The organism is Mycolicibacterium parafortuitum, from assembly GCF_010725485.1.
GTDB lineage: Bacteria > Actinomycetota > Actinomycetes > Mycobacteriales > Mycobacteriaceae > Mycobacterium.
The window spans coordinates 78,178-102,005 of the sequence record NZ_AP022598.1; the positions used below are offsets into that span (position 1 = coordinate 78,178).

The 23,828-nt window shown below is 62.9% G+C and carries 25 protein-coding genes; 5 read left to right on the plus strand and 20 right to left on the minus strand.

Translation table 11 applies throughout. The annotated features are described in order from the left end of the window. Positions 1 to 90: 90 nt before the first annotated feature. Complete coding sequence (locus NTM_RS00330; RefSeq protein ID WP_435405115.1) at positions 91 to 1,254, minus strand: CaiB/BaiF CoA transferase family protein; 1,164 nt, start codon at positions 1,252 to 1,254, stop codon at positions 91 to 93. Between the two features lie 124 nt (positions 1,255 to 1,378). Between NTM_RS00330 and NTM_RS00335 the strand changes: the two genes are divergently transcribed. Both NTM_RS00335 and NTM_RS00340 read left to right on the plus strand, forming a co-directional pair. Continuing rightward, positions 1,379 to 2,233 (plus strand): SDR family NAD(P)-dependent oxidoreductase, encoded by an 855-nt coding sequence (locus NTM_RS00335; RefSeq protein ID WP_232079577.1) that lies wholly within the window; start codon positions 1,379 to 1,381, stop codon positions 2,231 to 2,233. Between the two features lie 50 nt (positions 2,234 to 2,283). After that, entirely contained in the window at positions 2,284 to 3,639 is a 1,356-nt protein-coding gene (locus tag NTM_RS00340; protein WP_163765081.1) for a hypothetical protein, read from the plus strand. Positions 3,640 to 3,744: 105 nt separating this feature from the next. Here the strand turns inward: NTM_RS00340 and NTM_RS00345 are convergent, their stop codons facing one another. Then, a complete protein-coding gene (locus NTM_RS00345; RefSeq protein WP_163765082.1) occupies positions 3,745 to 3,972 on the minus strand; it encodes a hypothetical protein in 228 nt (75 codons plus the stop codon). Positions 3,973 to 4,266: 294 nt separating this feature from the next. Next, the gene (locus tag NTM_RS00350) at positions 4,267 to 5,586 is read right to left on the minus strand and encodes an oxygenase MpaB family protein (protein ID WP_232079578.1); all 1,320 of its coding nucleotides are present in this window, start codon (positions 5,584 to 5,586) and stop codon (positions 4,267 to 4,269) included. Between the two features lie 144 nt (positions 5,587 to 5,730). On the opposite strand from NTM_RS00350, the gene NTM_RS00355 reads away from it, so the two are divergent. From NTM_RS00355 to NTM_RS00365, 3 genes are read left to right on the plus strand one after another with little or no spacing between them, the layout of a single operon-like run. Continuing rightward, the gene (locus NTM_RS00355) at positions 5,731 to 6,609 is read left to right on the plus strand and encodes an SDR family oxidoreductase (protein WP_272955220.1); all 879 of its coding nucleotides are present in this window, start codon (positions 5,731 to 5,733) and stop codon (positions 6,607 to 6,609) included. A 7-nt stretch (positions 6,610 to 6,616) separates the two neighbouring features. Then, a complete protein-coding gene (locus NTM_RS00360) occupies positions 6,617 to 6,802 on the plus strand; it encodes a ferredoxin (protein ID WP_163765086.1) in 186 nt (61 codons plus the stop codon). Continuing rightward, complete coding sequence (locus NTM_RS00365) at positions 6,799 to 7,752, plus strand: NADP-dependent oxidoreductase (RefSeq protein ID WP_163765088.1); 954 nt, start codon at positions 6,799 to 6,801, stop codon at positions 7,750 to 7,752. The genes NTM_RS00360 and NTM_RS00365 overlap by 4 nt, the downstream gene beginning before the upstream one ends. A 29-nt stretch (positions 7,753 to 7,781) precedes the next feature. On the opposite strand, the gene NTM_RS00370 is transcribed toward NTM_RS00365, so the two are convergent. From NTM_RS00370 to NTM_RS00450, 17 genes are all read right to left on the minus strand, one after another. Then, the gene (locus tag NTM_RS00370) at positions 7,782 to 8,192 is read right to left on the minus strand and encodes a hypothetical protein (RefSeq protein WP_232079579.1); all 411 of its coding nucleotides are present in this window, start codon (positions 8,190 to 8,192) and stop codon (positions 7,782 to 7,784) included. A gap of 16 nt (positions 8,193 to 8,208) precedes the next feature. Then, positions 8,209 to 8,736, minus strand: a complete 528-nt coding sequence (locus tag NTM_RS00375) for a spore germination YkwD domain-containing protein (RefSeq protein ID WP_232079580.1) — start codon at positions 8,734 to 8,736, stop codon at positions 8,209 to 8,211. After that, complete coding sequence (locus NTM_RS00380; protein WP_232079876.1) at positions 8,729 to 9,271, minus strand: hypothetical protein; 543 nt, start codon at positions 9,269 to 9,271, stop codon at positions 8,729 to 8,731. The genes NTM_RS00375 and NTM_RS00380 overlap by 8 nt, the downstream gene beginning before the upstream one ends. Positions 9,272 to 9,327: 56 nt before the next feature. After that, positions 9,328 to 9,966 (minus strand): hypothetical protein, encoded by a 639-nt coding sequence (locus NTM_RS00385; protein ID WP_163765092.1) that lies wholly within the window; start codon positions 9,964 to 9,966, stop codon positions 9,328 to 9,330. Between the two features lie 18 nt (positions 9,967 to 9,984). Next, complete coding sequence (locus NTM_RS00390) at positions 9,985 to 10,950, minus strand: MlaD family protein (RefSeq protein ID WP_163765093.1); 966 nt, start codon at positions 10,948 to 10,950, stop codon at positions 9,985 to 9,987. Continuing rightward, positions 10,947 to 11,951, minus strand: a complete 1,005-nt coding sequence (locus NTM_RS00395; RefSeq protein ID WP_179963860.1) for an MlaD family protein — start codon at positions 11,949 to 11,951, stop codon at positions 10,947 to 10,949. The genes NTM_RS00390 and NTM_RS00395 overlap by 4 nt, the downstream gene beginning before the upstream one ends. Further along, positions 11,948 to 13,066, minus strand: coding sequence for an MlaD family protein (locus NTM_RS00400; RefSeq protein WP_163765094.1), 1,119 nt, complete (start codon positions 13,064 to 13,066; stop codon positions 11,948 to 11,950). Before NTM_RS00400 ends, NTM_RS00395 begins: the two co-directional genes overlap by 4 nt. Further along, positions 13,066 to 14,040 (minus strand): MlaD family protein, encoded by a 975-nt coding sequence (locus NTM_RS00405; protein ID WP_163765095.1) that lies wholly within the window; start codon positions 14,038 to 14,040, stop codon positions 13,066 to 13,068. The genes NTM_RS00400 and NTM_RS00405 overlap by 1 nt, the downstream gene beginning before the upstream one ends. Further along, a complete protein-coding gene (locus NTM_RS00410; protein WP_163765096.1) occupies positions 14,028 to 15,032 on the minus strand; it encodes an MlaD family protein in 1,005 nt (334 codons plus the stop codon). The genes NTM_RS00405 and NTM_RS00410 overlap by 13 nt, the downstream gene beginning before the upstream one ends. Next, complete coding sequence (locus NTM_RS00415) at positions 15,029 to 16,108, minus strand: MlaD family protein (protein WP_163769327.1); 1,080 nt, start codon at positions 16,106 to 16,108, stop codon at positions 15,029 to 15,031. Before NTM_RS00415 ends, NTM_RS00410 begins: the two co-directional genes overlap by 4 nt. Before the next feature lie 21 nt (positions 16,109 to 16,129). Then, positions 16,130 to 16,948 (minus strand): MlaE family ABC transporter permease, encoded by an 819-nt coding sequence (locus NTM_RS00420; RefSeq protein WP_232079878.1) that lies wholly within the window; start codon positions 16,946 to 16,948, stop codon positions 16,130 to 16,132. Between the two features lie 50 nt (positions 16,949 to 16,998). Continuing rightward, positions 16,999 to 17,937, minus strand: a complete 939-nt coding sequence (locus tag NTM_RS00425; protein ID WP_435405019.1) for an MlaE family ABC transporter permease — start codon at positions 17,935 to 17,937, stop codon at positions 16,999 to 17,001. A 172-nt stretch (positions 17,938 to 18,109) separates the two neighbouring features. Next, on the minus strand, positions 18,110 to 18,646 hold the full coding sequence (locus NTM_RS00430; RefSeq protein ID WP_163769328.1) for a hypothetical protein: 537 nt from the start codon (positions 18,644 to 18,646) through the stop codon (positions 18,110 to 18,112). Between the two features lie 190 nt (positions 18,647 to 18,836). After that, a complete protein-coding gene (locus NTM_RS00435; protein WP_232079582.1) occupies positions 18,837 to 20,105 on the minus strand; it encodes a TetR/AcrR family transcriptional regulator in 1,269 nt (422 codons plus the stop codon). A 174-nt stretch (positions 20,106 to 20,279) separates the two neighbouring features. Further along, a complete protein-coding gene (locus NTM_RS00440; RefSeq protein WP_232079583.1) occupies positions 20,280 to 22,238 on the minus strand; it encodes a flavin-containing monooxygenase in 1,959 nt (652 codons plus the stop codon). Between the two features lie 101 nt (positions 22,239 to 22,339). Then, positions 22,340 to 23,119 carry an alpha/beta fold hydrolase gene (locus NTM_RS00445; RefSeq protein ID WP_232079584.1) on the minus strand — a complete coding sequence of 260 codons (780 nt, stop codon included), beginning with the start codon at positions 23,117 to 23,119 and terminating at the stop codon, positions 22,340 to 22,342. A gap of 14 nt (positions 23,120 to 23,133) precedes the next feature. Further along, positions 23,134 to 23,826 carry a nitroreductase gene (locus NTM_RS00450; protein WP_163765101.1) on the minus strand — a complete coding sequence of 231 codons (693 nt, stop codon included), beginning with the start codon at positions 23,824 to 23,826 and terminating at the stop codon, positions 23,134 to 23,136. Positions 23,827 to 23,828 lie beyond the last annotated feature (2 nt).

Sequence of the window (23,828 nt, forward strand, 5' to 3'; positions counted from 1 at the left end):
TAACCATACATCGCGTATGGACAAAATGAATAGAGTTAATGTTTGTTGGTTTCGATGCGCCGCTCGTCAGCCGTCGATCTACGACGTGGCCTAGGTTTGGACCACCGTTCCAGCGTCGATCAGGGAGTCGATCGCAGCTGCGTCAAACCCGGCGCCCGCCAGAATCGCCCGCGTGTCGGCGCCGGGCGAACGCTGCGGGCGGGGCGCCGTGGGCGGTTTGCCCTCGAACCGAGGCGCCGGCGCGGCCTGCACGACGCCGTCCACTTCGATCAGGGTGCCACGGGCCACATTGTGCGGGTGTTCGGCAGCCTCGCGCATCGTCAGCACCGGGGCGTAACACGTGTTGCGCCCCAGCAGCAGTGCGTCGAGTTCGGCACGCGTCCGAGCCGACACGCGGTCGGCCAGCACCGTCCGGAATTCGTCCCACCGACTACTGTCGAGTTGGTTCTGCCGCACGTCGTCCGGTAGCTGCAACACATCGCAGAGCTCCGTCCAGAACTGCCCCTCGATAGCGCCGATGCTGACCCATTGGCCATCGCTGGTCTGATAGACGTCATAGAAGAACGCCCCGGTGTCCAACATGTGCGTTCCGCGGTCCTCGCTGAAGTCCCCCGAACCGCGCAGTGCATGGAACATCGCCATGAGCGCAGACGCGCCGTCGATCATCGCGGCGTCGATGACACGCCCGACGCCGGTTGTGCGCGCGGAGAGAATCCCGGCAAGCATGCCGACCGCCAGAAGCATCCCGCCACCGCCGAAGTCGCCGATCAGATTCAGCGGCGGCGTCGGCGGACCGCCCTTGCGGCCGATCGCGTGCAACGCCCCGGTCAACGCGATGTAGTTGATATCGTGACCGGGCATCTGGGCCAACGGTCCATCCTGACCCCATCCCGTCATGCGCCCGTACACCAAGGCCGGATTCACTTCCCGGCATTCGTCGGGCCCGATACCCAGCCGCTCAGCGACGCCGGGCCGGTAGGTATCGATCAGGCCGTCGGCGTTTCGGCACAACTCCCTGACGACGGACGCGCCGCCTGGCGCCTTCAAATCCACCGCGATCGATTGCCGGCTGCGGAACATCACGTCGTGGCCACCCTCGGCCCATGGGTTGCCCCCGGGACGGTCGACGGTCACGACATCCGCGCCGAGATCGGCCAGCATCATCCCCGCAAAAGGCCCGGGCCCGATACCCGCCATTTCGATGATCCGAACTCCCGCGAGCGGTGCCGCAACATCCATCAAGGTTCTCTCCATATCCCGTGATTCCGGCCAAATCGCCTCAGATACAACCGATCCAACTAGCGCAAAGCGGTAGCCAGAGGCGCTTTCGCGAAGGTAGACCTTTGTTGACACCATGTCCATACGATGTGTATCTTCGGTGGCGTTCGTCACACTGGCCACGGTATGGCGGATAGGCCACGCGGAGACGACGGTTTGTCCGCTAGCCCCCAGGGCCGCCTTGAGAAAGAGAGCGCACATGCCACAGCACGAAGGCCAGACGGTTGTTGTCACCGGCGGGGCCAGCGGTATCGGCCGGGAGATCGCACGACGTTTCGGCGCCGCAGGCGCAAACGTGGTGGTGGCCGATATCGACGAGATCGGCGCCAAGACGGTCGTCGGCGAACTGAGCACGCCCGGACGCGCGGTGCACTGCGATGTGAGCGACCCGGAGTCTGTGCAGAGCGCGATCAAATTGGCTGTCAACGAGTTCGGTCGCTTGGACGTCATGGTCAACAATGCCGGCGTCTGCGCTCTGGGCCCGCTACACCTGCTCGGCGACGCCGACTTCGACCGCATGATCGCGGTGAACCTGAAAGGTACGTTTCACGGCATCAGAGCTGCTGCCGGACATATGCCCGACGGCGGGGCGATCGTGAACATCGCCTCGACGGCGGGGCTCAATGGCGCACCATTGCTGGGCGGATACGGCGCCACCAAAGCCGGCATCGTCAACATGACGAAGACCGCCGCCGCCGAACTGCGCCCGCTGGGTATTCGGGTCAACGCCGTGTGCCCGGCCCTTGTCGAGACACCATTCTCGGATGCCTTGATAACGGGCTTCGAGGCCGCGACCGGAGCCTCCGCGGAAACATACTTCTCCGAGAAGCAGGGCAGGATCGGGCGCCCCGAGGACATCGCCGGCGTGGTACTGCATCTGGCTTCCGGCGACGCCGACTGGGTGACCGGAATTGCCTACGCCGTCGACGGCGGCCTGTTGGCCGCCTCGATCTGAACTTCGGCCGACGCGGTCGATGAAACTGCCCAACCCCTAGGAGATGACGAGTGACCGATCTTGTGTTCACCCCCGATGAACTGAAGGAGCTGGCAACAGCGCCGGGCGATCGCGCCGTTGCCGCGCTCGATCGTGGTGACTTGGAGGCAGCGCGCGCGATCGCGGCCGAATCGGTTGACGCGCATTTCTCGACCCGAGACATCTACACCGCGTGGAACTCGCTGACCGTGAGCTATATCGTCCGTGAGTTTGGCGAGCAGGCCCTCATCGAATCGGTTCCCGCCGCGGTACGCACCATCTCACGCCCGTGGGCCGAGTGGTTTCGCAATGGGGTCTCCCGCGAGGCCATTGCGTCGATGGCGACCATCTTCCGGATGGACGGCGCCCAACTCGACGCCATCGAAGAGAACGAGTCCACCATCGTGTTCGTCTCCTCGGGGTGGGCCGGCAATCGATCGGATCAGATTCCCGGCGGCGGCGATCTGCGTCTGTTCAGCCAGGCCATCGAGCGCTGGTGTTGTGACTGGTTGGGCTACCCACCATTCGTCTTCCACGACGGGAAAAGCGGTGCGCCGCTTCGTTTGACGTTCTACAAGAATCCACTCGACGTGCCCCAAGACGTGTTCGACCGACTGGGCGCAGAACGCGACGTAGCGCGTATCGGCGCGGCGTTCGATGTGTCCGGTGCTCTGCTCTTCGACGCCGACGAACTCGAGGACATGCGGTTCCAGGCGTATGCACTGGCCGTCAAGGCGATCGACGCAGGCAACCTGTCGTTGGCCCGGCGCCACCTCATCCTCTCCAAGACGGAGTGGTACCTCGGCCACCACTTCGGACGCGATTTGATCACGGCGCAGACCGGCTGGATCCTGCAGACCCACGGTGTCCAGCACTGCTGGGAGGCGGTGGATCAGTGCTACAACCTGCCCACCATGGGTCCTGTTCTCGGTCAGGTCGATGCGATGTCCTACCGTGACCAAGTGCAATGGCTGTCCACCTTGTTCCATCAGCACGGGATGAAATACACCTGGTTCGAGGACGAGGGACGCCTTGCGCTCGACGCTGCGCCCTGCGGTAGCGGCGGCCGTCTCATCGACGAGGGTGCCTATGACGGGCCCAAGCACCTTCCGCTGGTGAAAGGACCGTCCGTGGAAAGCTTTGGACTTGACGAGATGCCGGTGTATTGCATGCACTGCCCCGGCACCAATAAGTATGTGCTGGAGCATGGCTCGCCCCATTTCCTGCTTGTCGAACCTGGCATCAAGGACGGCAAGATCACCGGGCACTGCCGATTCAACATCTTCAAGAACGAAGAGTCCATCCCGCAGGAGGTCTACGACCGAGTCCAGGTTCAACGGCCCGAATCTGCCGCCGATGCAGTTCAACTGGTGTCGGCGCAGGGGTGAGCGTCACTACTCGGTGACCGTGCTGTAGCTCACCGGACAGAATGCTCGGCTGGACCATCCAGCCGAGCATTCTGCTGTCTGCACGTATAGCTCAATAGCACTGTCTCAGCGTGCCCGGAGGCAGTCGAGGTCGGCCGGCACGCCACGTGAGTCATTCTCCAGTCGACGCAACGACCGCGCCGTCTCCCGCAGTATGTCGGCGACACTCACACAGCCGGCAAGTAACGCCGCGACAAAGGCGATCAGCTCGGCTTCAGAACTGAGACCGATCGCAGGTGCACCGAAATAAATCGCCGCAACACCGATGAACATCGGCGCCAGTACGTATTTCACGGACCGACCTCCCGATGAGGTCCGGCCTCATGCCTGCCGAACGCATCGGCCGACGTCGCCAAAACATCCGAGCGCATCTCTCTACCGACCCCTTCGATCCGCATCCGCAAGCTGCATACATACTGACCATATATTACGTATGGTCAGTATGTATGTCTTTCGCGGCGTACGCGACGGGCCGTGACGACGTCCACGACAAAGGCCGCACCGGCGCCTGAAGGTTGAATCGCGACGCTGCGATTCACCCTCAGACGCCGGCGCGGCCCCGAAACGTGAAGCTGCCGGAACGGAATGTCAGACCGCGGCAGGCGCCTTGCTGCGACGCGGGACCTTGCCCTTGTTGGCGGCGATGTCGGCGGTCAGAGTCTCCGGATTGGCGACTTCCTGCTCGCGCTGATCGTCGGGCAACTCGATGGCGCCACCGAGCAGCTTGATCGTCTTCATCGCCTTGGCCTCGTCGTCGTGCGGCAAGAGGCGCGACACGCGGTCGACCGCCGAGATGAACGGCTTGGCCACCGGCATGGCGAAACGCCATGCGGTCTTCTCCACTCCCAGCATCTCGTTGACGTACTTCGGTTGCCAGTTCTGGATGAGACCCCACGCCAGATGGGTGCGACGTTCGGTGGTCATGAACTTGGCAACCGCGGCGGGCAGGATCTCCGCGTCGCCCGGGGGCTTCTCCGAGGCGTACTCGATGATCGTCTTGACCACCTCGCGGCACAGATCGTCGGCGGGCAGTTCGACCAGCTTGTGAAACTTGACCTTCATCCGAGCGTCATCGACATTGGTGTGCAGGACCGATTCCGGGATACCGATGACCCAACCCACGTAGCGGCTCAGGGCGAAGATGTCTTCTTCCTCTTGATCGCTGAGCCGGATACCGGCGGCGCGGATGCCATCGACCAGCGTGACGCCGAACTGGCCGGCCTGGGTGTTCATCGAGTCCAGGTTGCTGATCGGCATACCCCAGGCTTCCCAGTCCCAGTGCGGCGAATGGCTCAGCGTATTGCGTACTGCGGCGTGGATCATCCGCACCTTCGCGGTGAGACGGAATCCGTCGCCCTTGCGGGTCATCTGGCCCGGACCGTATGCCGAGACAACGTAACGGAAGCTCTCGGTGAGCCGCCCGCCGACCTCCTGTTGATCCTTGAGCCGACCACTGAACAGAACCGGCCGCGTCGAGCTGTACATCGAGAAGCCTGCACCGATCGAGCAATAGGTGAGCACCATCGGGGCCGCAGGCCCGACCCGCCACACTGCGATCGCCCCTCGGTACAGCTGATCCCAGTCGACCCAGTCCGGTACGTGGTCCAGCTGCTCGAAGAGCCCGATCAGGCCGTCGGAGGGGTCGTCGAGAGAATCGATGCCATGGTCGAGCGCCTGCTCGAACATCCGCCAGTTCGCGTTCTTCGACTTGTCCTTGAAGTCCAGGAAGGCCCGGTAGGCATGGTCGTCACCCAGTAGCGCGTGATCAGTCAGCCGCTCGGTGTACTCGCGCCCGTAGCGGGTGAGCGCCAATTCCCGGTTGTTGATTCGCCCCAGGTCAATACCCCTGGGAAGACCCTCAGGCACGTCGAGTGAGCCCTCGCGGTACACGGTCTGGTCGATTGTCACGACATTCCTCCTCATCGATTTACGCGGCCACCCGGGCGGCACATCGCCTCGCCGCACGCGTGTAGATCTCCTGCGCTGTGACCGACGCTACTGTGGCCTGGGCCATAAGTCAACGTGTCTGTTGTATCTGTATGAACACTATGTATGCTCGATCGAATCCGACTGAAAGGCAGCTTTATGACGCCCCCAGATTCCGCCCCTTCACTCTTCGACGTCACCGGATCTCACGTCGTTATCACCGGTGGCACGCGCGGGATCGGCCGGATGATCGCTTCCGGTTACGCCGCTGCCGGCGCCAAGGTGGTCATCTCGTCGCGCAGCCTTGAGGCAGCGGAAACGGCTCAGCGCGAGCTGACCGATGTCGGCGACATCACCGCCGTCGTCGGAGACGTCTCCTCGCCCGCAGCCGCCCGTGAGCTCGCCGCAGCTGCTACCGGACTGCTCGGCCACGTGGACGTGGTGGTCAACAACGCCGGTGTCACCTGGGGGGCTCCCCTGGAACAGTTTCCAGAGTCCGGCTGGGACAAAGTCATTCACACCAACGTCGAGGGGCTGTTCCATTTCACCGTGGCCACACTGCCCGCGCTGCGCGAAGCAGCAGAACAGCGAGGCGGTGCGAGCGTGATCAACATCGGTTCCGCCGACGGAATCAACGTGCCGTCGATGGAGAGTTACAGCTACGGGGCCTCCAAGGCTGCCGTGCACCATCTCACTCGACATCTGGCCAAACGCCTCGCTCCGGAAGGAATCCGGGTGAACGCCATCGCCCCGGGCCTCTTCGAGAGCAAGATGACCAAGTTCGTCGTCCAGGACCCGGCCGCCAAGACCGCGATGGATTCCAGCATCCCCCTCGGCCGTTTCGGCGCCCCCGACGAGATCGCAGGCATGGCAATCCTGCTCGGCTCGCGGGCTGGACGGTACATCACCGGCGCTGTCATTCCGGTCGACGGTGGATTGGTCGGCTGCGGCCCGACCGCAGGACTTTCGGTGCCGGAGAACGATCTGGCCAAGTCTGCGCGGTGAGGCGAGCATGCATGTAACGGTCGACCGGCTGCGATGCACCGCCATCGGACTGTGCGAATCCCACGCTCCTGACATCTTCTCGTTGAACGAAGGTGACGAGCTCGACATCGCCGATGACATACCCGGATTCCAAGAAGAGGACGTCAGGCGCGCTGTCGCCGACTGCCCCATGAAAGCGCTGAGGTTCACATGACTGAGACCCAAGCTGTGCTGATACCTGAATTCGGCCCCGCCGACGTATTGACCGTCGGCAACGTCGACGTCCGTCCGGCACGAGCCGGTGAGGTCCGTATCGCGGTGGCTGCAGCCGCGGTCAACCCCACCGACATCGCCACTCGCAGCGGTCTGGTGGCCGCCGCTTACGCCGATTTCTCACCGCCCTATATCGCCGGCATGGATGCGGCCGGGCACATCGAGTCCGTCGGGGACGGGGTGACAAGGTTCGCCCCTGGCGATCCCGTGATGGCCATCGTCATGCCCCGCCGCCCGGAAGGCGGAGCACATGCTGCGCTCATCGTGGTACCTGAAGCGGCCGTCGTGCCCATTCCGGCCGGACTTCCGGTGGAGCAGGCCGCAATGCTGCCGATGAACGGCCTGACCGCGTTGGAGGCGCTGGCCTGCCTTGACCTGGCCCCCGGTGACACGCTGGGCATCACCGGCGGCGCAGGCTATCTGGCCGCGTTTGTCACGGTATTGGCCAGCCGCGCAGGTGTCACAGTCATCGCCGACGGTCGCGTCGACGAACATCCGACACTGCAACGCCGTGGCGCTCACCTCACGGTTGACCGTGGGCCAGGCGTTGCGCAGCGTTTCATCGAGGCGGCCGGCGGTGGTCTGACGGCCGTGCTCGACACCGCGCTGATCGGGACCTCGGTGTTCGAGGCCATCCGTGACGGTGGACGACTCGGCACCGTGCGCACCTTCGACGAGGCCGCCCCCCGGGGCATCAGCGTGCGGCCGATCTGGGTCCGTGAACGCCTGCTGGACACGGCCGGCCTGACTCAGCTGGGTGCGCTCGCCGCGGACGGGGCGTTCGAGTTCCTTGATGTGACGGGCCGATTCCGTCCAGACCAGGCCGCCGAGGCGCACCGCGCTGTGGAGGCCGGCGGCCTGCGCGGGCGACCCCTGATCATCTTCGACTGACAATGCGGGCGAAGCACCCGGCGAGTCACTTACGTGATACGCCGGGTGCTTCCGTAACAGGCGGCGTTGCCGATGTCGAGTGTGTTCTGACAGATCAGTTCGTCGCCCACATAGACTCGGACAGACACCCACCGCGCCGGTCCGCGGCTGGAACGCCAGTCAGCGCGCACCTGGCTGCCGTTCGGAGGCGGGCCCAACGCGTCGTCGACGGGCACGGTGTAACGCCACGGCAGGGCCACGTTGGGGACGAAGATGCGCCCCGTATCCGTGACGTACTCGATGTTCGCTGCGCGTACTACCGGTGAGACCACTTCGTAGGTCACGATGTCCGTGCGCGCGGGGGCGTCGACGACGTCTTCGTCGGCAGCGGCCGTCGGCGCGCAAAGAAGCGGTAGCATGGCGCATATCGCCACGGCTGCAGCATATTTGAGACTGTGCATTGAGTCCTTCTTCCGGTCACGGGCCGGCGAGCACGGCGACAACCATGCTGTAGCCGGTGGACTCCGAATAGATGGTGCTGGTGCCGAAGTCGGTGTAGGAACAGTCGGGAATAGTTGCGTAGCCCTGCACGATGGCGCCTTTGATGTCCATCCCTGGAGTCGCGGACGCACCTTGCAATAGGGTTGCGCGCCCGGCCGGACTGCCGAGATCTTTCAGGATCGGGAGGGGCTGAGGCGCAGTGTCTGCCGGAATGACAGCTGAAGTCATGTCGAAATAGGACTCCGTGGAGCTGTTCACGATGCCCGCAGCGCGCTCCAACGTCGGGTCATACCGCAACGGGTCGCAACTCGACGCACTGCGGGCCGCGGTGACCGCGGCGGTAAAGGCGTCGTCCGGCTGGGCAGCCGCCGGTACCGCCACCGAGACCGTGGTGACCAATGATGCCAAGCCGATCATGGCTGTCGAGACGGAAGTTCTGCTGCGTGCAGTACGTCGTGACACGTCGTGAAATCCTTCGTCGAGTGGTACCTGTTGCTCAGCCACAGACGTGGGAGCGTTCGATCTTGCTACCGAAGCGCTGGGCATGCTGGAACGAAGGTCCGACGAACCAGGTCGGTTGGCGTGCCCTGATCCCGTTGCTCACATTGGAAAGCTGTTCCCAGAGTCGAAAGAAGCTCTCCCCCTGGTACAGCGGGAAGAAGATGTCGCCGGCATGGTTCTGATCCCGGGTCAGCGCCTGTACCCGCGGGGTCAGAAAGGCCACTGACTTGTCGATGTTGGCGGTGACAGCGTTCGCGAACTCGGGTACGCCGGGAGCATCGAATCGACCGTTGTTCCGGATCACCAGATTGTTCAAATTCTCGATCTGGATCTTGAGTTGGCGGTACTGAGGAAACCACTGACACATCTCGCGCTGCGCGGTGACATCCGCGTCGGTGATGTGATTGCGCAACTTGTCGAACGGGAAGGGAAACTGCGGTTGCCAGTCGCTGGCGACCGGTATGACATCGGGCAGCAGCGGCGGCGGCGCATCGTTATAACGGGGCGGGTCGGCCGCAGCTGCGGGAGCCCAGAGCACTGCCAACGCGACAAGTGTTGCCGCACAGCCAGGTAGGCGCATGATGGCTTCCGTCGTCAGTTCTGGCCGAGCACGGCGTCGATACCGCCGACATCGCTGATCTGCCATCCGTTGTTGCTGTCGATCGTGATCCCGTAGGTGGCGGTGGACTGCATGCCTTCGGGACCCTGGGCGGTCTTGGTCAGAACGCTGACGAAGGTATCGACGACATAGATGCCGGCAGCGTCGGACCGGACGGCGGCGGCCAGCGGCCGAGCTGACGAGTCCCACTGCAGTGGTGCGAGCACCTGCTCCATGTCGGTCGCGGCCCGGCCCAGCTTCTCCTTGAGCTCCGGCGTGGTGTTCTCGACCAGTTTGACCTTCCATGCTCCGAAATCACGGAAGTTCATCTGCGCAGCGTTCACCGCGTAGTTCAGCGCCACCTCTTTGGCGCGCTGTTCGTTGGCCGCTGCCGTCTCCTGGGCGCTGAGTTGACTGGTGGCACCGATGTACAACCATGTCAGCACCCCGACCGCGGCTGCCAGAATCGCGACCACCGCTGAGAAAGCAAGGCCACGAACCGAAATCGACAGCTGCCGTCTGTCAGCGGACTCTGCGAGCGTGGCACTTTCGCCGGCCGAGGCTTCGGCTTGCTCGTCGAGAAAGTCCTCGTCGCGACGGTCTGCGGCTTTGGCCTCCAGGACTGATTTGCTCATACTCCTGACCTTCCTAATCTAGGGCTTGGGGGCTTCGGGGATGGTGACGTGAAGTTCGATCGCGCCGTCTGCGGGGATGTTCTTCAGCATGTTGTCCAGGATGCGGCCGGAATCGAAGTTCATCAGCGATCCGCCGATGCCCGTGAAATGCGGCAACAGTGCCTCCGTCAGCACTTTGACATCGGGTGCGCGATCATCGAGGAACTTCTGGATCCGGGCCAGGAAGTTGCCGAACTCCTCCATATTGCTCGGGTTGTTCCAGGCGACCGTCGTGGTGAACGACAGGAAGATGTTGCCGGCCTTGAGTCCAGTCTGACCGACCATCGGCCCGAGGTCCGCCAACACCGGACCGACCCAGTCGGCGTTTTGCAGCAAGGTTTGAAAGCTGGCCAGGGTCTGCCGACCTTGGCCCTGCATGCCTTCGACGGTGGTGCGCAGCAGTTCGCTGGTCCTGGCCAGATTCGGCAGCACCTGTTGCGGGTCGGGCAAGCCGGCGTCGGCCTCAGCCAGAATCCGCTTCAGCTGCTCTGGATCGGATTGATTCAGGACGCGAACCACGCTGGTGGCCAACTCGGATATCGAGGGCGGTACCGTGACCGCGTCCGCGACAATATGTTGTCCGTCCTGCAGGACTGGACCGTCAGTGGTGCGTGGCGCAAGGCCGACGAAGGCCTCCCCCAGTGCCGACAGATTTTCCAACCGAACATCGGTGTCCACCGGAATTTGATGGTCGCCGTTGACGTAGAAGTCGATGGTGGCGTCGTCGAGCCGTGACTGGATGCCGGTTACCTCGCCGACCCGCACACCGCGCAGCAGCACGCTGGATCCGACGACCAAACCCTTGATGTCGGGTACGTCCATCGAGTACGAGGCGCGGTTGTCCGGCGGCTGGGCCTGCAGGCCAAAGGAGCTGATGTAGACCAGCGACAGCACGATGATCAGCCCGAATGCGCCGAAGGAGAAAAGATTTTTCACGGCCCTCATGGCATCGCCCCCAGAATTCGGAGCACGTCCTGCACGTTGGGCAGCAGTTCCCTGCCGTCCGGCGCGGTGATGGACGTGATGTTGATCGCGGGGTACTTGTCCGCAGGCATGAAGTATTCGGTCATCAGGGTCTGCCACTTCGGATACTCGTCTTCGATGGCCCACTTGCTCTGCTGTACTGCACCCATCGCATCGGCCAACGAGGTCAGCATGGGCGTCAGCCAATACCCACCGCTGTAGATACTTCCGATAGAGGGCACCAGTGTGCCGATATAGCTGGAAGTTTCGGTGGCGCGGTCGAACCCGAGCATGCCGGTGTCGGAGAACCAGAACCGGTAGTTGGGTCGGTTGGCGGACAGGACCGCACCCGTCTGGGATGCCCCGTTGAGCAGTTGGTCGACGGTGTCGATGTTGTCACCCAAATCAGCGAGATCTTCGGCAACCCGCGACACCATGGCGCGCAGCTCTTCCGAGCGTTCCGGGGTGACCCGATTCAGTCCCATGATGCTGGTCTGGATCCGTTGGATCGAACCACTGCCGACGAAGTTCGCGAGATTGGCCAAAGTGTCTTCCAGCTGAGGAGGAGACACGGTCTGGTTCAGAGGGATTCGACCATCAGGTGGTACCGGCTCTCCCAACGCGACGTCGGCGGGTGGCCGTTCCAAAGCAAGATAGGTGTCGCCGAGCACGGTCGCCTGCTGGAGCGTTGCCCGGGCGTTGGTGGGTACCGCCACCACCGTATCGATCCGGGCAGTTACGTCGACCCGATCCTGCTCGACGTTGACGGCCGTCACCACGCCGACCGGCGTGCCGTCGAGGACGACCTTGGCGCGGTCAGGCAGGTTCAGGACGTTGGAGAACTCCAGGGTCAAGTCGTAACCGTCGCGGTATTGATTGCCCGGTTGTGGAAGGGAATTCACCGACAGAGAAGTGCACGCGGAGAGGAGTAGCGCTGCGGAGCTCAGCGCTACCGCGACCGCGGTGCGGCTACGCGCCGTCATTTGCGGGCCGCCTCAGTCAGTGCGTACTGCAGCAGCGCGACATCGACGGCGTAGGGCACCCCGTTGATATCGGCGCAGCTGCCCGGTGTCGAAGCATTCATCATTCCGCACAGAGCCAATCCGTTGTGTGTCGGCACCCGGAACATCGGTGGCCGGTAGGCGATGTTGAAGGTGTGGAACTGCCGGTTGTTGAAGTGGTTGGCGAAGGTGTTGATCCACCACGGGACCGGCGTGAACAGATCGGAGATGGCGTTGGCATGCGGGGTTGTCTTCCTGATGAGAGCGCTCAAGGTGTCCAGCGTGATCTGGGTTTCGTCACCCATTCGGGTCTCCAGGACCGCAACAACCTCGCCCAGTGGCCCGAAGTTGCTCATTTCGTGATAGCCACCCATGCGCGCCCCGCCGTCAAGTGCGGTGATCAGGTCGGGTGTGGTTTGTTGCGCGTCGAGCAGGATCTGTTTGACGGGGTCCCGCAGTTCGGTCAACGTAGTCGTGAGTTGGGCGAGATTGCGGGTGATCGACCCCAGATCTCCGATGGCCTGGTCCGGGCTGTCCAGCAGAGCTGAAGACGACCGTAGCAATTGCGCGGCGCCGGCACCGTTGTTCTGGGCCAGTCGGTCGATACCGCTGATGGTGTCCGCGATGTTGGTCGACCCATCGGCTGAGATCGCGTCGAGGAACTCATCGGCGGACCCGATCACCTGCGAGATTGTCTTGGGCGAGAACGACCGGTCCAACGGGACGCAGGCATCGGAGGTCAATTCGGGTCCACCGGTGTAGTTTCCGACCATCTCCAAGGCCCGGTCGGCAACGATGGATGGAGACCGGATCACAGCCCGGACATCCTCAGGTAGTTGACGGTTCACGGTGAGTGCGAAATCCACCCGGACCGCGGTGCCCTGCGGAACGATCGCCGTGACCTCGCCGATCTCATATCCCATCTGCGTCACCGGGTTGCCCACGTACAAGCCGATGGCGTCGGGCATCAGCGCGCACCGACTCGGTGCTGACGCGGTTGCCTGAGCGCCGCAGGACGACACCGCCGCAGCGACCACACCGACGGCCAGCGTTGTGGCCAGTGCTTTCACCGGGCTCTTTCGGATTGCGACGGTCATCAGCACGGACTTCCAGGCATCGGGATGCAAAAATTGGTCGCGAGCAATTCGGGCGCGGCATTCTGCGCGTCGAGCATCCGGTTGATCTTGTCGCGCACTCGGCGGAGCCGGGGAATGATCCGGCTGTTGTTGTCGGCCCAGCGCCGCACCCGGTCCTGCGCGTCGCGTACTTCTTGCAGGAAGGCGTCACGGTTGTTCACCCAGAACTCGCCGAACGGTTTGAGGAATCGGTCACCGATGTCGCCCATACCGCTCAACGCGGCTGCAAATCCCTTGCTGTACACCGTCAACGTCTGTTCCAGAATGGCGATCTTCGACACCATCTGACGAAACTGCTCGGTGTAGCCGTTCATCGACTCCAGGTACTCGTCCGTGACGTTGAGGATGTTGGTGATCTGCCCGCGCTGCCGTTCCATCGTTGCGGTCAGAGCGTTGCCGGCCTCGATGATCGCCGAGATAGTGCTGACGTTGCCGTCGTTGATACCGGCTTGGATCCGGTCCAGGGACTCTCGGATCGGCCGCGGATCGACGTCGTCGGTGATCTTGGTGGCATCTGCCAGGGCGCTCATCAAGTTGTAGGGCATCTTGACCCGTTCCACGGGAATGGTTGAGGACCCCAGAGGTTTGTCGCCGAGCGAGACCAGGTTGACGTAATAGCCACCCACCACGGTCAACATCCTGACCTGGATCTGCGACTGGTCGCCGACAAAAGCCTCGTTGTCCACCAAAGCGGTCACCTTGATCTGCTCGGGCTCCATCACCAGTTCCTTGACCTTGCCCACGGTGATGCCGGCGATCCGGACGTCCTCGCCGGAGCGCAACGAAGCCGCGTCATCGGTATAGAAGATGACGGCGCGCTGCCCGGGCGGGCTGATGTAGAGCAGACCGGCCACCACGGCGAGAATCGCCAGGATCGCCAACGCTGTGGTCCCCCAGAAGGTTGGGTTGGACCGCAATTTCCTCACTGATTGCACAGGATCACCCTTTGTCCGTTCAGCAGCACGTCCATCGACTCCGGCAGTTGAGCCTGCCCTTTGGAGCAGGGCACGGGCTCGCCTGGCGCAGTGGGCGGGCCGATGTCATCCCAGATGACCGGGATCTTCTTGACCGACTCGGTGAAATCGTCGAGCACGGTGAACGCACGATCGAGACCCAGGTCGATATCTGCGGTCTCACCGTCGAATCCCATGTTCAGAAGCAGGCGGGCAGCCGCAGACGTGAAGCCCGGACCATAGAGTTCGGATTTGCGAAACTCGTCCAGCACCGTCAGCGTGGCATCGAGGGGGCGGTTGACCCAGTCGATGATCTGGATCAGATCCTTTGACTGGCCGCCGATTTCATCAGAGACTGCGTTGAGATTCGCCATCAGGATCGAGATCACCTGCTGGCGGTCGCGGCTGAACTCGGTCAACTTACGAATGCTGTCCAGCATCGGAGCGAGTCCACCCCCGTCACCTGTCAACAGGTTCGCAGCGTTCTCGGTGAACTGGTCGATCTCCTCGGGGCTGAGCGTGGCCAGCACTGGCTGCAACCCGTTGAATAACGTGGTGATGTCGAAGGATGGTTGTGTCATGTTCACCGGAATCCGGTCCATCGTCTCCGGCGGTGCGTCGGATTCGGCAGGATCGGTGATATCGAGGTAGCGCAATCCCGTAAGGGCTTGGTACTTGATCGAAAGTCGGCTCGTCGGAACAACACCGTAGCGATCGGCCAAGCTGAAGCGGACAGCCGCCACGCTTTGGCCCGATCGGCGTTCCAGTTCGATGTCCTGCACCTTGCCCACCCGCACACCGCGCACACGGACGTCGGCGTCCATGCGCAATCCGGAGGCATCGGTGAATTCAGCTGTGAAGAACCGGGTTTCACCCTCCACCGGTTGCCGCAACACATTCATGATCACAATGAAGATCACGAACACAATTGCTGCGCTGAGGACGAATCGCCAAAGGGCAGATCGAGCTGTCATGAGACACCACCCATCGCGTTGATCGGCGCTGCGACACCCGGAAGATTGTCGAGCACGATATGGACCTGCAGGGCCCGTTGTTCGGGGGAACCGGCGTACATTTTCTCGAATCGGCTGCGTAACTCGGTGAGGCTGGCGCCGATATCCTCGGGTGCCAGCAACCCGGGGACGGTATCGGTCAACGTTTTCACGATGTTGACCGCTGGCTCCAGATCGGTGGAGTGCGAGGAGACGAGATTGCCTACGGCGCCGAAGAATTCTCCGGCGAGCACCTCGAAGGTGGGACGGGCCCGAGTCTCCCAGTACTCGGCCGATAGTGGTTCGCCGAGTACTGGAATCTGGTCGTGGCCGAGCAGCGACTCGCGCGCCGTTACGTGGGCGATCGCGAATCCCGGACGCTCATTGACCGCCCACCCGGCGTCCGATATTCCCTTGACCAGTCCGGGCACCGCCACGCTCACTCCAGCCGCGTGACGCAGGAGCTGTTCGGTGGACACGGTCTGCACGTCGGTGAACGCCTCGGCGACCACGACCATCGTTTCGACCAGCGGCGTGAGTCCATCGGTATAACGCGTCGCCCGGTCGATGACCTGGATCAGCTGCGGGGTGACAACTCCGCCGGTGATTTCGCCGAGACGGTAAAGCAGCGTCTGCAGGGTGTAGTTGCCGGTCGGTGTGGTGGTGATGTTGGCGCCGTCGCGCAGAGCGTTGCCACCGCCGACAGGTGTGATGTTGATACCGGTCACCCCAAAGTAGTTAGCGGTGCGGAAGTCGATTTCGAACGCATCGGTCAGACCCTGCGTGGGCTGGGCCTGCAGATCAGCGTTGATTCGGACTTGGCCGCCGGCCAAACTGGTGACCGAGGTGATGGTGCCGACCTCGACACCGTGCAGCATCATCGGGGTGCCGTCGCTCACGCCCTGCCCCAGGTAGGGCACGGTCAGAGCAACCGACATTAGATCGGCAGGTCGACCTCGGAATGGGTTGACGATGAAAAACGCGACCACCAGCGCACAAGAGGTCAGCAGGACCGCGCCGATCAACCGGAGCCTCCGGGCCTCGGCCTCGGCCGTCATTCTCAGCAACACGACGGTCCCCTATCCCTTGAACACGAAGTTGGGTTGGATCCCGAACAGCAGGATGGTCATCGCCAGGTCCAGGACCATGATGGTCACCAGGCTTGCTCGGATGGCGCGCCCGGAGGCCTGTCCCACCCCCACCGGCCCACCGGAAGCGAAATAGCCGTAGTAGCAGTGGATGATGGTGACCGCCGTGCAGAAGACCGCCGCCTTGAGCAGTGACAGCCCGATGTCCTCAGGCGTGAGGAACTGCACGAAGTAGTGGTCGTAGGTGCCCTCGGGCTGGTTGTAGGCGCCGCCGATGATGAGCTTGGAGATGTAGAAACTGATCACCAGGGTCAGCAGGAATCCCGGTAGGACACAGAGCAACCCGCCGATGACCCGGGTACCTACGACGAACGGGATGGAACGCAGGCCCATGGCCTCGGTGGCGTCGATCTCATCGGCGATGCGCATCGACCCGATCTCGGCGGTCATCCGGCAACCGGCCTGCGACGCGTAGGCGACACCGGCCACCAGGGGTGCCATCTCACGCACATTGCCCCAGCCACCGATGATCCCGGACAGTGAACCCAGCCCGATCAGGTTGAGGGTGGCGAAGGCCTCGATCGCGACAATCGCGCCGACGGTGATACCGAGGATGGCGAGCACACTGATGACGCCACCGTCGACGATCAGCGAACCCTTGCCCCAGGCAAGGTTGTTCATCACCTGCAGCGTCTCGCGACGGTAGCGACGGACGGTCGTGGGCAGCAGTATGAACGTCTGGCTGACAAAGACCGCCCACTGACCGGCTCCCTGCAGCATCTTCTGCGGCCCGGCAAGAAGTTTGGGCATCCGCCGGAACTTGGCGGGGACGCTGCGGCGCCCGATCGAGGCACCGGCCATCATGCCACCGCCATCGGGAAGAACATCGACTGAAACTGTGTCACAGCGAGATTGACGAAGACGATCGCGATCACGTTGATCACCACGGACGCATTCACCGCATCTGCAACACCCCGCGGTCCACCCTTGGCTTCGATGCCGCGCTGGGCCGACACGACGGCAACAATCGCACCGAAAATCATCGCCTTTGCGATGGTGAACCACACGTCGATGGGTTTGGCGAAGGCTCCGAACGACAACCAGAAACTGCCCGGTGTCACATCGTTGATCGTCACCGCAATCACGAATGCGGCGCCGACGCCCATCGCGATGATGATGGTGCAGAGCAGGGGTGCAATGGCGATGAGCGCCAGGAAACGGGGAACAACCAGTCGCCGGACAGGATCCAAGCCCAGGACCCGCATCGCGTCCAGTTCCTCGCGAATGGCGCGAGCGCCGAAGTCGGATGCGATCGCAGCTGCGGCGGCCCCACCCATCAGCAAGCCGGCGGTCACCGGCGCACCCTGTCGGAGCACCGCGACACCGGTCGCCGACCCGACCAACGAGTTCGCTCCGACCTCGTTGACCAGTCCCGACAACTGCACCGCGATCATCGCGCCAAACGGGATCGCCATCAGCATCGCCGGCAGTGCGGTCACCTTGAGCAGTTGCCAAGCCTGAATGATGAACTCCCCGAAAGGCAGCCGCAGGGTGATCGTGTCGACAACGGCGTAGCGCACCACCGAAGCGGCCAGCAGCACCGCCCGACCCATGGTTGCAGCACTATTCACCGGAATCGCCGCGAATCGAGCGACACCCTTACCGAGAACGGAGCGCGCTGACGGTCCGCCGACCCCACCCTGGCCGGTCGACGAGTGGCCGACCTGCGAGGACGCGGCGGCAGCGGGGTCGGTCTGCGCCCCCTCGATGAGGTCGTCACCCCTGGTCTGTACTGACATCTAGCGCTCTTCCCTCCGCATGTCGGTAGCGCTCGGTATGGTCCTGTGCCTCACAGCGCGTGCCTGAGTGTGTTCCGCAACACGTTGTCCTCGGCACACAGTACACCACGTATATACATTGCGTATGGTCATTTAGTTCGTCTCGGCACATTCTTTGCTGAGCCAGAGAAGTTCAGCTGTAGCAGGGTGCGCCAGGCGTGTCAGGAGGACTGCATGACGCCGGGCCCAACGTGACCCAGCTCAGGTCGATCCACGGAGCGGAGAGCCAGGTCTCGTCTGCTCCGATCAGAAAGCGCATCGGCCCCCGCTCGCAGTAAGTTCCGCCTGCCGGCGTGACGGCGCAGGTGGTCCCCTCATGGGTGATGACGCTGAACGGCCGCAGCGGTAACTGCGCCTGCGAGTTGGGGAATCGCACAGCGACTGTCCAGTCGTAGTGGACGGCGCGGTCGCCGTCGATCCAGCCGATATGCCTGGTACCCTGCGGTGCACCGGGAATTTCACCGGTACACCCAAAGCTGCCGCGTCGCCAGATGCCGCAATTCTGGCCATTCGGGGTCAGGAACCACACCCCACCGGGGACGGCGAACGGCAGTGCGTCGACACGATCGTAGTACTTGATATCCGGCCACGGACTGGGCGCAGCCGACGCGCCAGGTTCCGCGGGTTCGGCCAGCGCCGCAGGCACACCGGGGGACAACGTCACCAGAATCAACACGGCCACGAAGAGGCTGAGCAACCCAACAGCTCTCTGCAGCAGTGCATTTGGGTGATCAGCGGTCGAGGCCGAAGATTGCATGCCCAGAACATACATGATGTACAGACAGCATGGACAGAAATGGTGCTAAGTTATTTGCCGCTCTGACGGAATCGTCAATTTGCGGCGTGGCAGCGCACCATTCTCAACGCCCGTAAACCGTCGCATTCAGTAGGCTGGCCAGAAATACAGCCAGGTCGTCGGCGTCGTCGAGGTGGGCTTCTCCTGCCATCGCTCCGGCGAAGCTGCGCTCGAAGGTCCACATCAGCACCGCTGCCAATTGCGCTGCCGGCGGGCCTTCGATGGCGATTCCGATCTCTCGGTCGGCTTCGATGACGGCTTCGAGAGCATCGGTCATCCGGGTAATCGTGGCGAGATACAGTTCGCGCAACTCCGGCCGCCTGGACCATTCGTGAATCGCGTTGCGTGCCACTGCGAGTGTTTCAGTGTCGTAACTGAGCCATTCAGTGATCACCTTTTCCACCACCGCCGGATCTGACCGATCCGCCTCGGCAAGCGCTTCGAAACCGGCGGCAATGACTTCAGAGGCATTGCGGAACAACGCGACGAAGGCATCGTCTTTGCTGCTGAAGTAGAAATAAAACGATGCCCGCGAGGCGTTCGCTGCCGTCAGTACGTCCGCCACGCTCAACTCGTCCAGCGACCGTTCGGCAAGGACGGAGGTCATCGCACTGAGTATTCCGACCGCCATGTCCGGCTCAACCGAAGCATCTGCGTTATCGAGTTGCGGCTCTGCGTGATTCAGCTCGACTCGCGCCGACGACACCTTTGGTTTTGGTTTGACCCGCCGCCGCAGTCGCGATGCCGGCCGCTTCGCGCCGTAGGTGGCGGCGAAGACCAACTCGACGATCGACTCGACGGCCGATTCGGCGTCCGGAATTCTCGGGTCCAACCCCAGCGTTCCGACGTAGAAGGAGCGCTCCAGCCCGCATACCAGCACCCTGGCGATCAGGTCGGGCGCCACATCGTCCACAGGCGCTTTGCCATGCTCGCGTTCGTAGGTGATCTGTTCGGCTATGGCCGTGACGAAACGTTCGAGCATCTGATTCCACGCCTGCGCCAGGGCTGGATTGCCGTGCATGTGTTCGACCGCTGCGCAGACCACCGCGCCGTGTTCAGTCCACATCTCTATCGTGCGACGCAGAGATGTGTCCATGGCCCGCTCGCGCGACTTGCCCTCGCCGAACTCCCAGGGGCCGTGCGAATAGGCCTCGTCGAGCAGGCGCGCCACCATCGCCACCAACACGTCGTACTTGGACGCGAAGTAGTGGTAGAAGTTCGCGCGCGATAGCTTGGCACGTTTGATGATCTGCGCAACGGTGACGTCCTGGAAGGACGTCTCGGCGAGCAACTCCTCGAGTGCGGCGAAGATGGCGCGTTCAGCGTTACCCACACCGCTATGGGAACGGGGGCGTTGCCGAACGGGAAGCGAGGGATTCACAGCTTCAGAATATCAGTGTATGGATACTCTGACTGGTCATCCCGTACAGACAAGCGCCACTTCACGGTGTGTCCTTTGACACGGTAACTAATGCCCAGCACGCCTGCGTCCGATTCGGCGTCGACGTCATGCCTGCGGCTGTAATCCCGCCGCCGAGCGCGCGACGGTGAAGTCCTCCATGTTGGGTTGATGGGTGCGTCGCCAGTAGTCGATGTATTTCCACGGGCTATTGGTCACCACCCGCCCCTTGGAGTTCCGGTAGTAAGTGCTCATCCCCGGATGCGTCCAGATCGAGTTCGCGAGCACCTGGCCGAGTTCGTCGTCATACGAGTCGAAAACGTCCTGACGCACCTCGACGCTGGCCACATCCTCGTCGATCATCTGCGCGATCAAATTCGTGACGTACTGCACCTGCATTTCGCTTCCTGCAATGACCGTGCCGCCGTGACCGGTGTTGGTATTCGGTCCGTACAGACAGAAGAAGTTGGGGAATCCGGGCACCGTGATGCCCAGGTAGGCTCGTCCGTCGTCGCTTCCCCACTGCGCATGCAGCGAACGTCCGCCTCGGCCGAACACATCAATCGAGCCAAGAACGTTGACTGCATCGAACCCGGTGGCGAAGGCGATAACGTCGAAGTCATGCTCGGTACCATCGGCCATCCGTATGCCGGCGGGGGTGATCTGGTCGATCGGATCCGTCACAAGCGCGACGTTGTCCCGACGGATCGCGGTGTACCACCCGTGATCGATGAGGAGTCGTTTCCCGTAGACCGGGTAGCTCGGTACGCTTTTCTCGATCAGATCCGGACGCCCGTCGAGCTGAGCATGGATGTACCCAGTCAACATCTTGCGCAAGGCGTCGTTGCCTTTATTGATGGCTCGGTCTGGGTGCTCGTAGTCGTTGTCCACTTGTAGCAAGCTGTGCAAACGGTCCCCCATCCGCCAGAACACCCGCAGCCGGTACCAGCCCAGGTAGTGCGGTATGTGCCGGTGCAAGGCACGGACCGCTTCGGAGACCTCGCGAGATTGATTGGGATGCGGCATGGCCCACTGCGGCGAGCGTTGGAACACCGTCACCGAGCCGGCGATCTCGGCTGCCGCCGGAACGAATTGCATGGCACTGGCACCGGTACCGATCACAGCGACACGTTGACCGGTCAGATCGATTGACCGATCCCAACGGGCGGTGTGCAGGGACGGGCCCTCGAAATCTTCCAAGCCGGCAATACGCGGCATCGCCGGCTGATTCAGCAGACCGACGGCACTGACGACGGCGTTGGCCTCGACCACATCCACGGACCCCTCGCGCCCGGTGACACGCACCTCCCAGCGCGCGGTCTCCTCGTTGAACCGCGCCGACTCGACGGTAGTGCCGAAACGGATGCGCGGACGGACGCCCCATCGGTCCGCCAGGGCGCGCCAGTAGGCCGCCAGCTCATCCCGGTGCACGAAGTAGCGCGTCCAGTCCGGGTTCTGATCGAAGGAATAGCAGTACAAATGACTCGGTGTGTCGACACCGCAGCCAGGGTAGAGGTTCTCTTCCCACGAACCGCCGACATCGTCGTTCTTTTCAAAGACGGTGTAGCCGATGCCGGCTTGCTCCAGGCGGATCGCCAGACACAATCCGGAAAGGCCTGCCCCGATGATCGCTACGTGGAATGCCCCGCGTACCTCCGCCGGCGCCTCGGGCACGCCACTGCGAGGATAGATCCCCAGCTCCTCGCCGAGTAGTTGGCCGTAGTCGGCGGGCAGCGGTTCACCCACTGAGACCGACAGGATCTGCACCAGCCGCTCCGGCGAAGGTGTAGCAGCCACAGTCCGCTCCCCATCGCGCAGTTCGCGAAGCACAGTGAAGGCGTTCTCGCGAATTTCTTGCACGAGATCGGCGCTCAGGCCACCGTCGTCGTGATCGTCGATATCTCGCCGTGGAGTCGGCGTGTAGGGCGCCTGAATCCACCGATCCTCGCCCGTCAGGTGCGCCATTGCCGCCAACAAGGTCGGGATGTTGGCCGACTGGAGCAGCTCTGTCAGCTCGGCATCGGACAGCAGCGAAAGCCGAGAGGACGATCCGGTACCACTTTGCATGCACCGACCATACATAGCGTTCATACGTTGTGTCAATAGAGGTCGGAGTGCCGTCAATGAGCTCAAACAAGCAGGCAGAGAGTGGCTTTGATGTCGTCGTGTCAAAGCAGCGACAGCAGCGCCTCATCGAAGTCATCGGCGCACTCCAGCATCGGGTAGTGTCCGCAATCGAGCTCGATCAGCTTGCCGTCGACCTGCTGTTGCACCCACTGCGCGCCCTCGACGGACAGACCGGGATCATGAGCGCCGACGATCTGGCAGAACGGCATCGCGATCGCCTCCAGCAGACCGGTCTGCTCAGTCCGGAACAGTGTCGACAGACATGCGTCGGCAACCCAACCCGGAGTCCGCAGCGACATGTTGTGCAACCAGTCCAACACGTGGGCCGCTGGCACATCCTTGAACAGATCCCCAATAGCTTTGCGGCGGAACCTGATCCTGTCGGCGAACTCGAAGCTCCGCAACGCAGACTCCGCCATGTCGCCGGCCGGCGGGCCGTAGGGATACGCCTCATGCCGAACGTGCGCGGCGCCCACCGAGGCGACCGTGACGATCTTTGCGACGAGTTCTGGATAAGCATGCGCCATTCGCAGCGCAGTCAGACCTCCCAAGGACCAACCGACGACGGTGGCGGGTTCGGCCGTCACAGCCCGCAGTACCGCAGCGGCATCAGCGGCCAGCTGTTCCACATGGTACCCGCTCAGCGGGGCGTCGGAGTCTCCGTGCCCGCGCAGATCAATGGCAATGGCCCGGTGACCGGCGGCCGCGAGCACTCGCATCGGCCGGTCCCACACCTCGTGTGCCAGGGTCCAGCCGTGGATCAGTAGGACCGGTGCGCCTTCGCCGAGCACCCGTATCCGCAGCCGGACGCCGTCGCTCACCTCAACGAATGAGTTCACGCCTCGGCCCAGGTAACGACGTCCTCGACGGAGGCGCGTGGAGTCCGGTACGAGTTGGCCGGGTGATCGGGGTCCGGGTAACCAAACGAGATGCCCAACAGCACTCGGCGTTCATCCGACAGGGCGAAGTGTCCACGGATGAAGTGCGAATGGCTTGCCAAAGCGGCTTGGGGCACTGCAGCCACACCGTAACTCTGCGCAGCCAGAAGGAAGCTCTGCACGAACAGGCCGCAGTCCACTGCTCCGTATACGCCGAGTGACTCCGGCGCTGTGACGATGGCGACGTGTGGCGCGCCGAAAAGCTCGAAGTTGCGCAACATTTCGCGCGCGGATGCCACGCGGTCGCCCTTTTCGACGCCGAGTGCTTCGTAGAGCTGCCAGCCGCTGGCGCGCCTGCGGTCCAGGTACTCGCCCACGTAGTCGGTCGGAAACTGGAAGTCGGTGTGCAACTGAGGGTCGCCGGCCCAGCTTTCGACCAGACCCGCACGGAAAGTATCTGTTGCCGGTCCGGACGTGATGTGCACGTGCCACGGCTGGGTGTTGCACCAAGAGGGCGTGCGGCGGGCGATATCGATGATCTTTTCGATCACCTCCCGGGGGACGGCCTCGGGCAGGAACCCCCTGCAGCTCCACCGTTTGTACATGAGGTCCGCGAGGGCACTCGCTTGTGATGTCGATTGCAGTGTCATGA

Bases quoted from the DNA above. Each gene is read 5' to 3' on its own strand.
- NTM_RS00450 (WP_163765101.1), bottom strand. From the start codon at position 23,826: ATGACACTGCAATCGACATCACAAGCGAGTGCCCTCGCGGACCTCATG.
- NTM_RS00440 (WP_232079583.1), bottom strand. From the start codon at position 22,238: ATGCAAAGTGGTACCGGATCGTCCTCTCGGCTTTCGCTGCTGTCCGAT.
- NTM_RS00355 (WP_272955220.1), top strand. From the start codon at position 5,731: ATGCTCGATCGAATCCGACTGAAAGGCAGCTTTATGACGCCCCCAGAT.
- NTM_RS00360 (WP_163765086.1), top strand. From the start codon at position 6,617: ATGCATGTAACGGTCGACCGGCTGCGATGCACCGCCATCGGACTGTGC.
- NTM_RS00400 (WP_163765094.1), bottom strand. From the start codon at position 13,066: ATGACCGTCGCAATCCGAAAGAGCCCGGTGAAAGCACTGGCCACAACG.
- NTM_RS00370 (WP_232079579.1), bottom strand. From the start codon at position 8,192: ATGCACAGTCTCAAATATGCTGCAGCCGTGGCGATATGCGCCATGCTA.
- NTM_RS00420 (WP_232079878.1), bottom strand. From the start codon at position 16,948: ATGCCCAAACTTCTTGCCGGGCCGCAGAAGATGCTGCAGGGAGCCGGT.
- NTM_RS00415 (WP_163769327.1), bottom strand. From the start codon at position 16,108: ATGACGGCCGAGGCCGAGGCCCGGAGGCTCCGGTTGATCGGCGCGGTC.
- NTM_RS00395 (WP_179963860.1), bottom strand. From the start codon at position 11,951: ATGACGGCGCGTAGCCGCACCGCGGTCGCGGTAGCGCTGAGCTCCGCA.
- NTM_RS00330 (WP_435405115.1), bottom strand. From the start codon at position 1,254: ATGGAGAGAACCTTGATGGATGTTGCGGCACCGCTCGCGGGAGTTCGG.
- NTM_RS00410 (WP_163765096.1), bottom strand. From the start codon at position 15,032: ATGACAGCTCGATCTGCCCTTTGGCGATTCGTCCTCAGCGCAGCAATT.
- NTM_RS00425 (WP_435405019.1), bottom strand. From the start codon at position 17,937: ATGTCAGTACAGACCAGGGGTGACGACCTCATCGAGGGGGCGCAGACC.
- NTM_RS00385 (WP_163765092.1), bottom strand. From the start codon at position 9,966: ATGAGCAAATCAGTCCTGGAGGCCAAAGCCGCAGACCGTCGCGACGAG.
- NTM_RS00365 (WP_163765088.1), top strand. From the start codon at position 6,799: ATGACTGAGACCCAAGCTGTGCTGATACCTGAATTCGGCCCCGCCGAC.
- NTM_RS00390 (WP_163765093.1), bottom strand. From the start codon at position 10,950: ATGAGGGCCGTGAAAAATCTTTTCTCCTTCGGCGCATTCGGGCTGATC.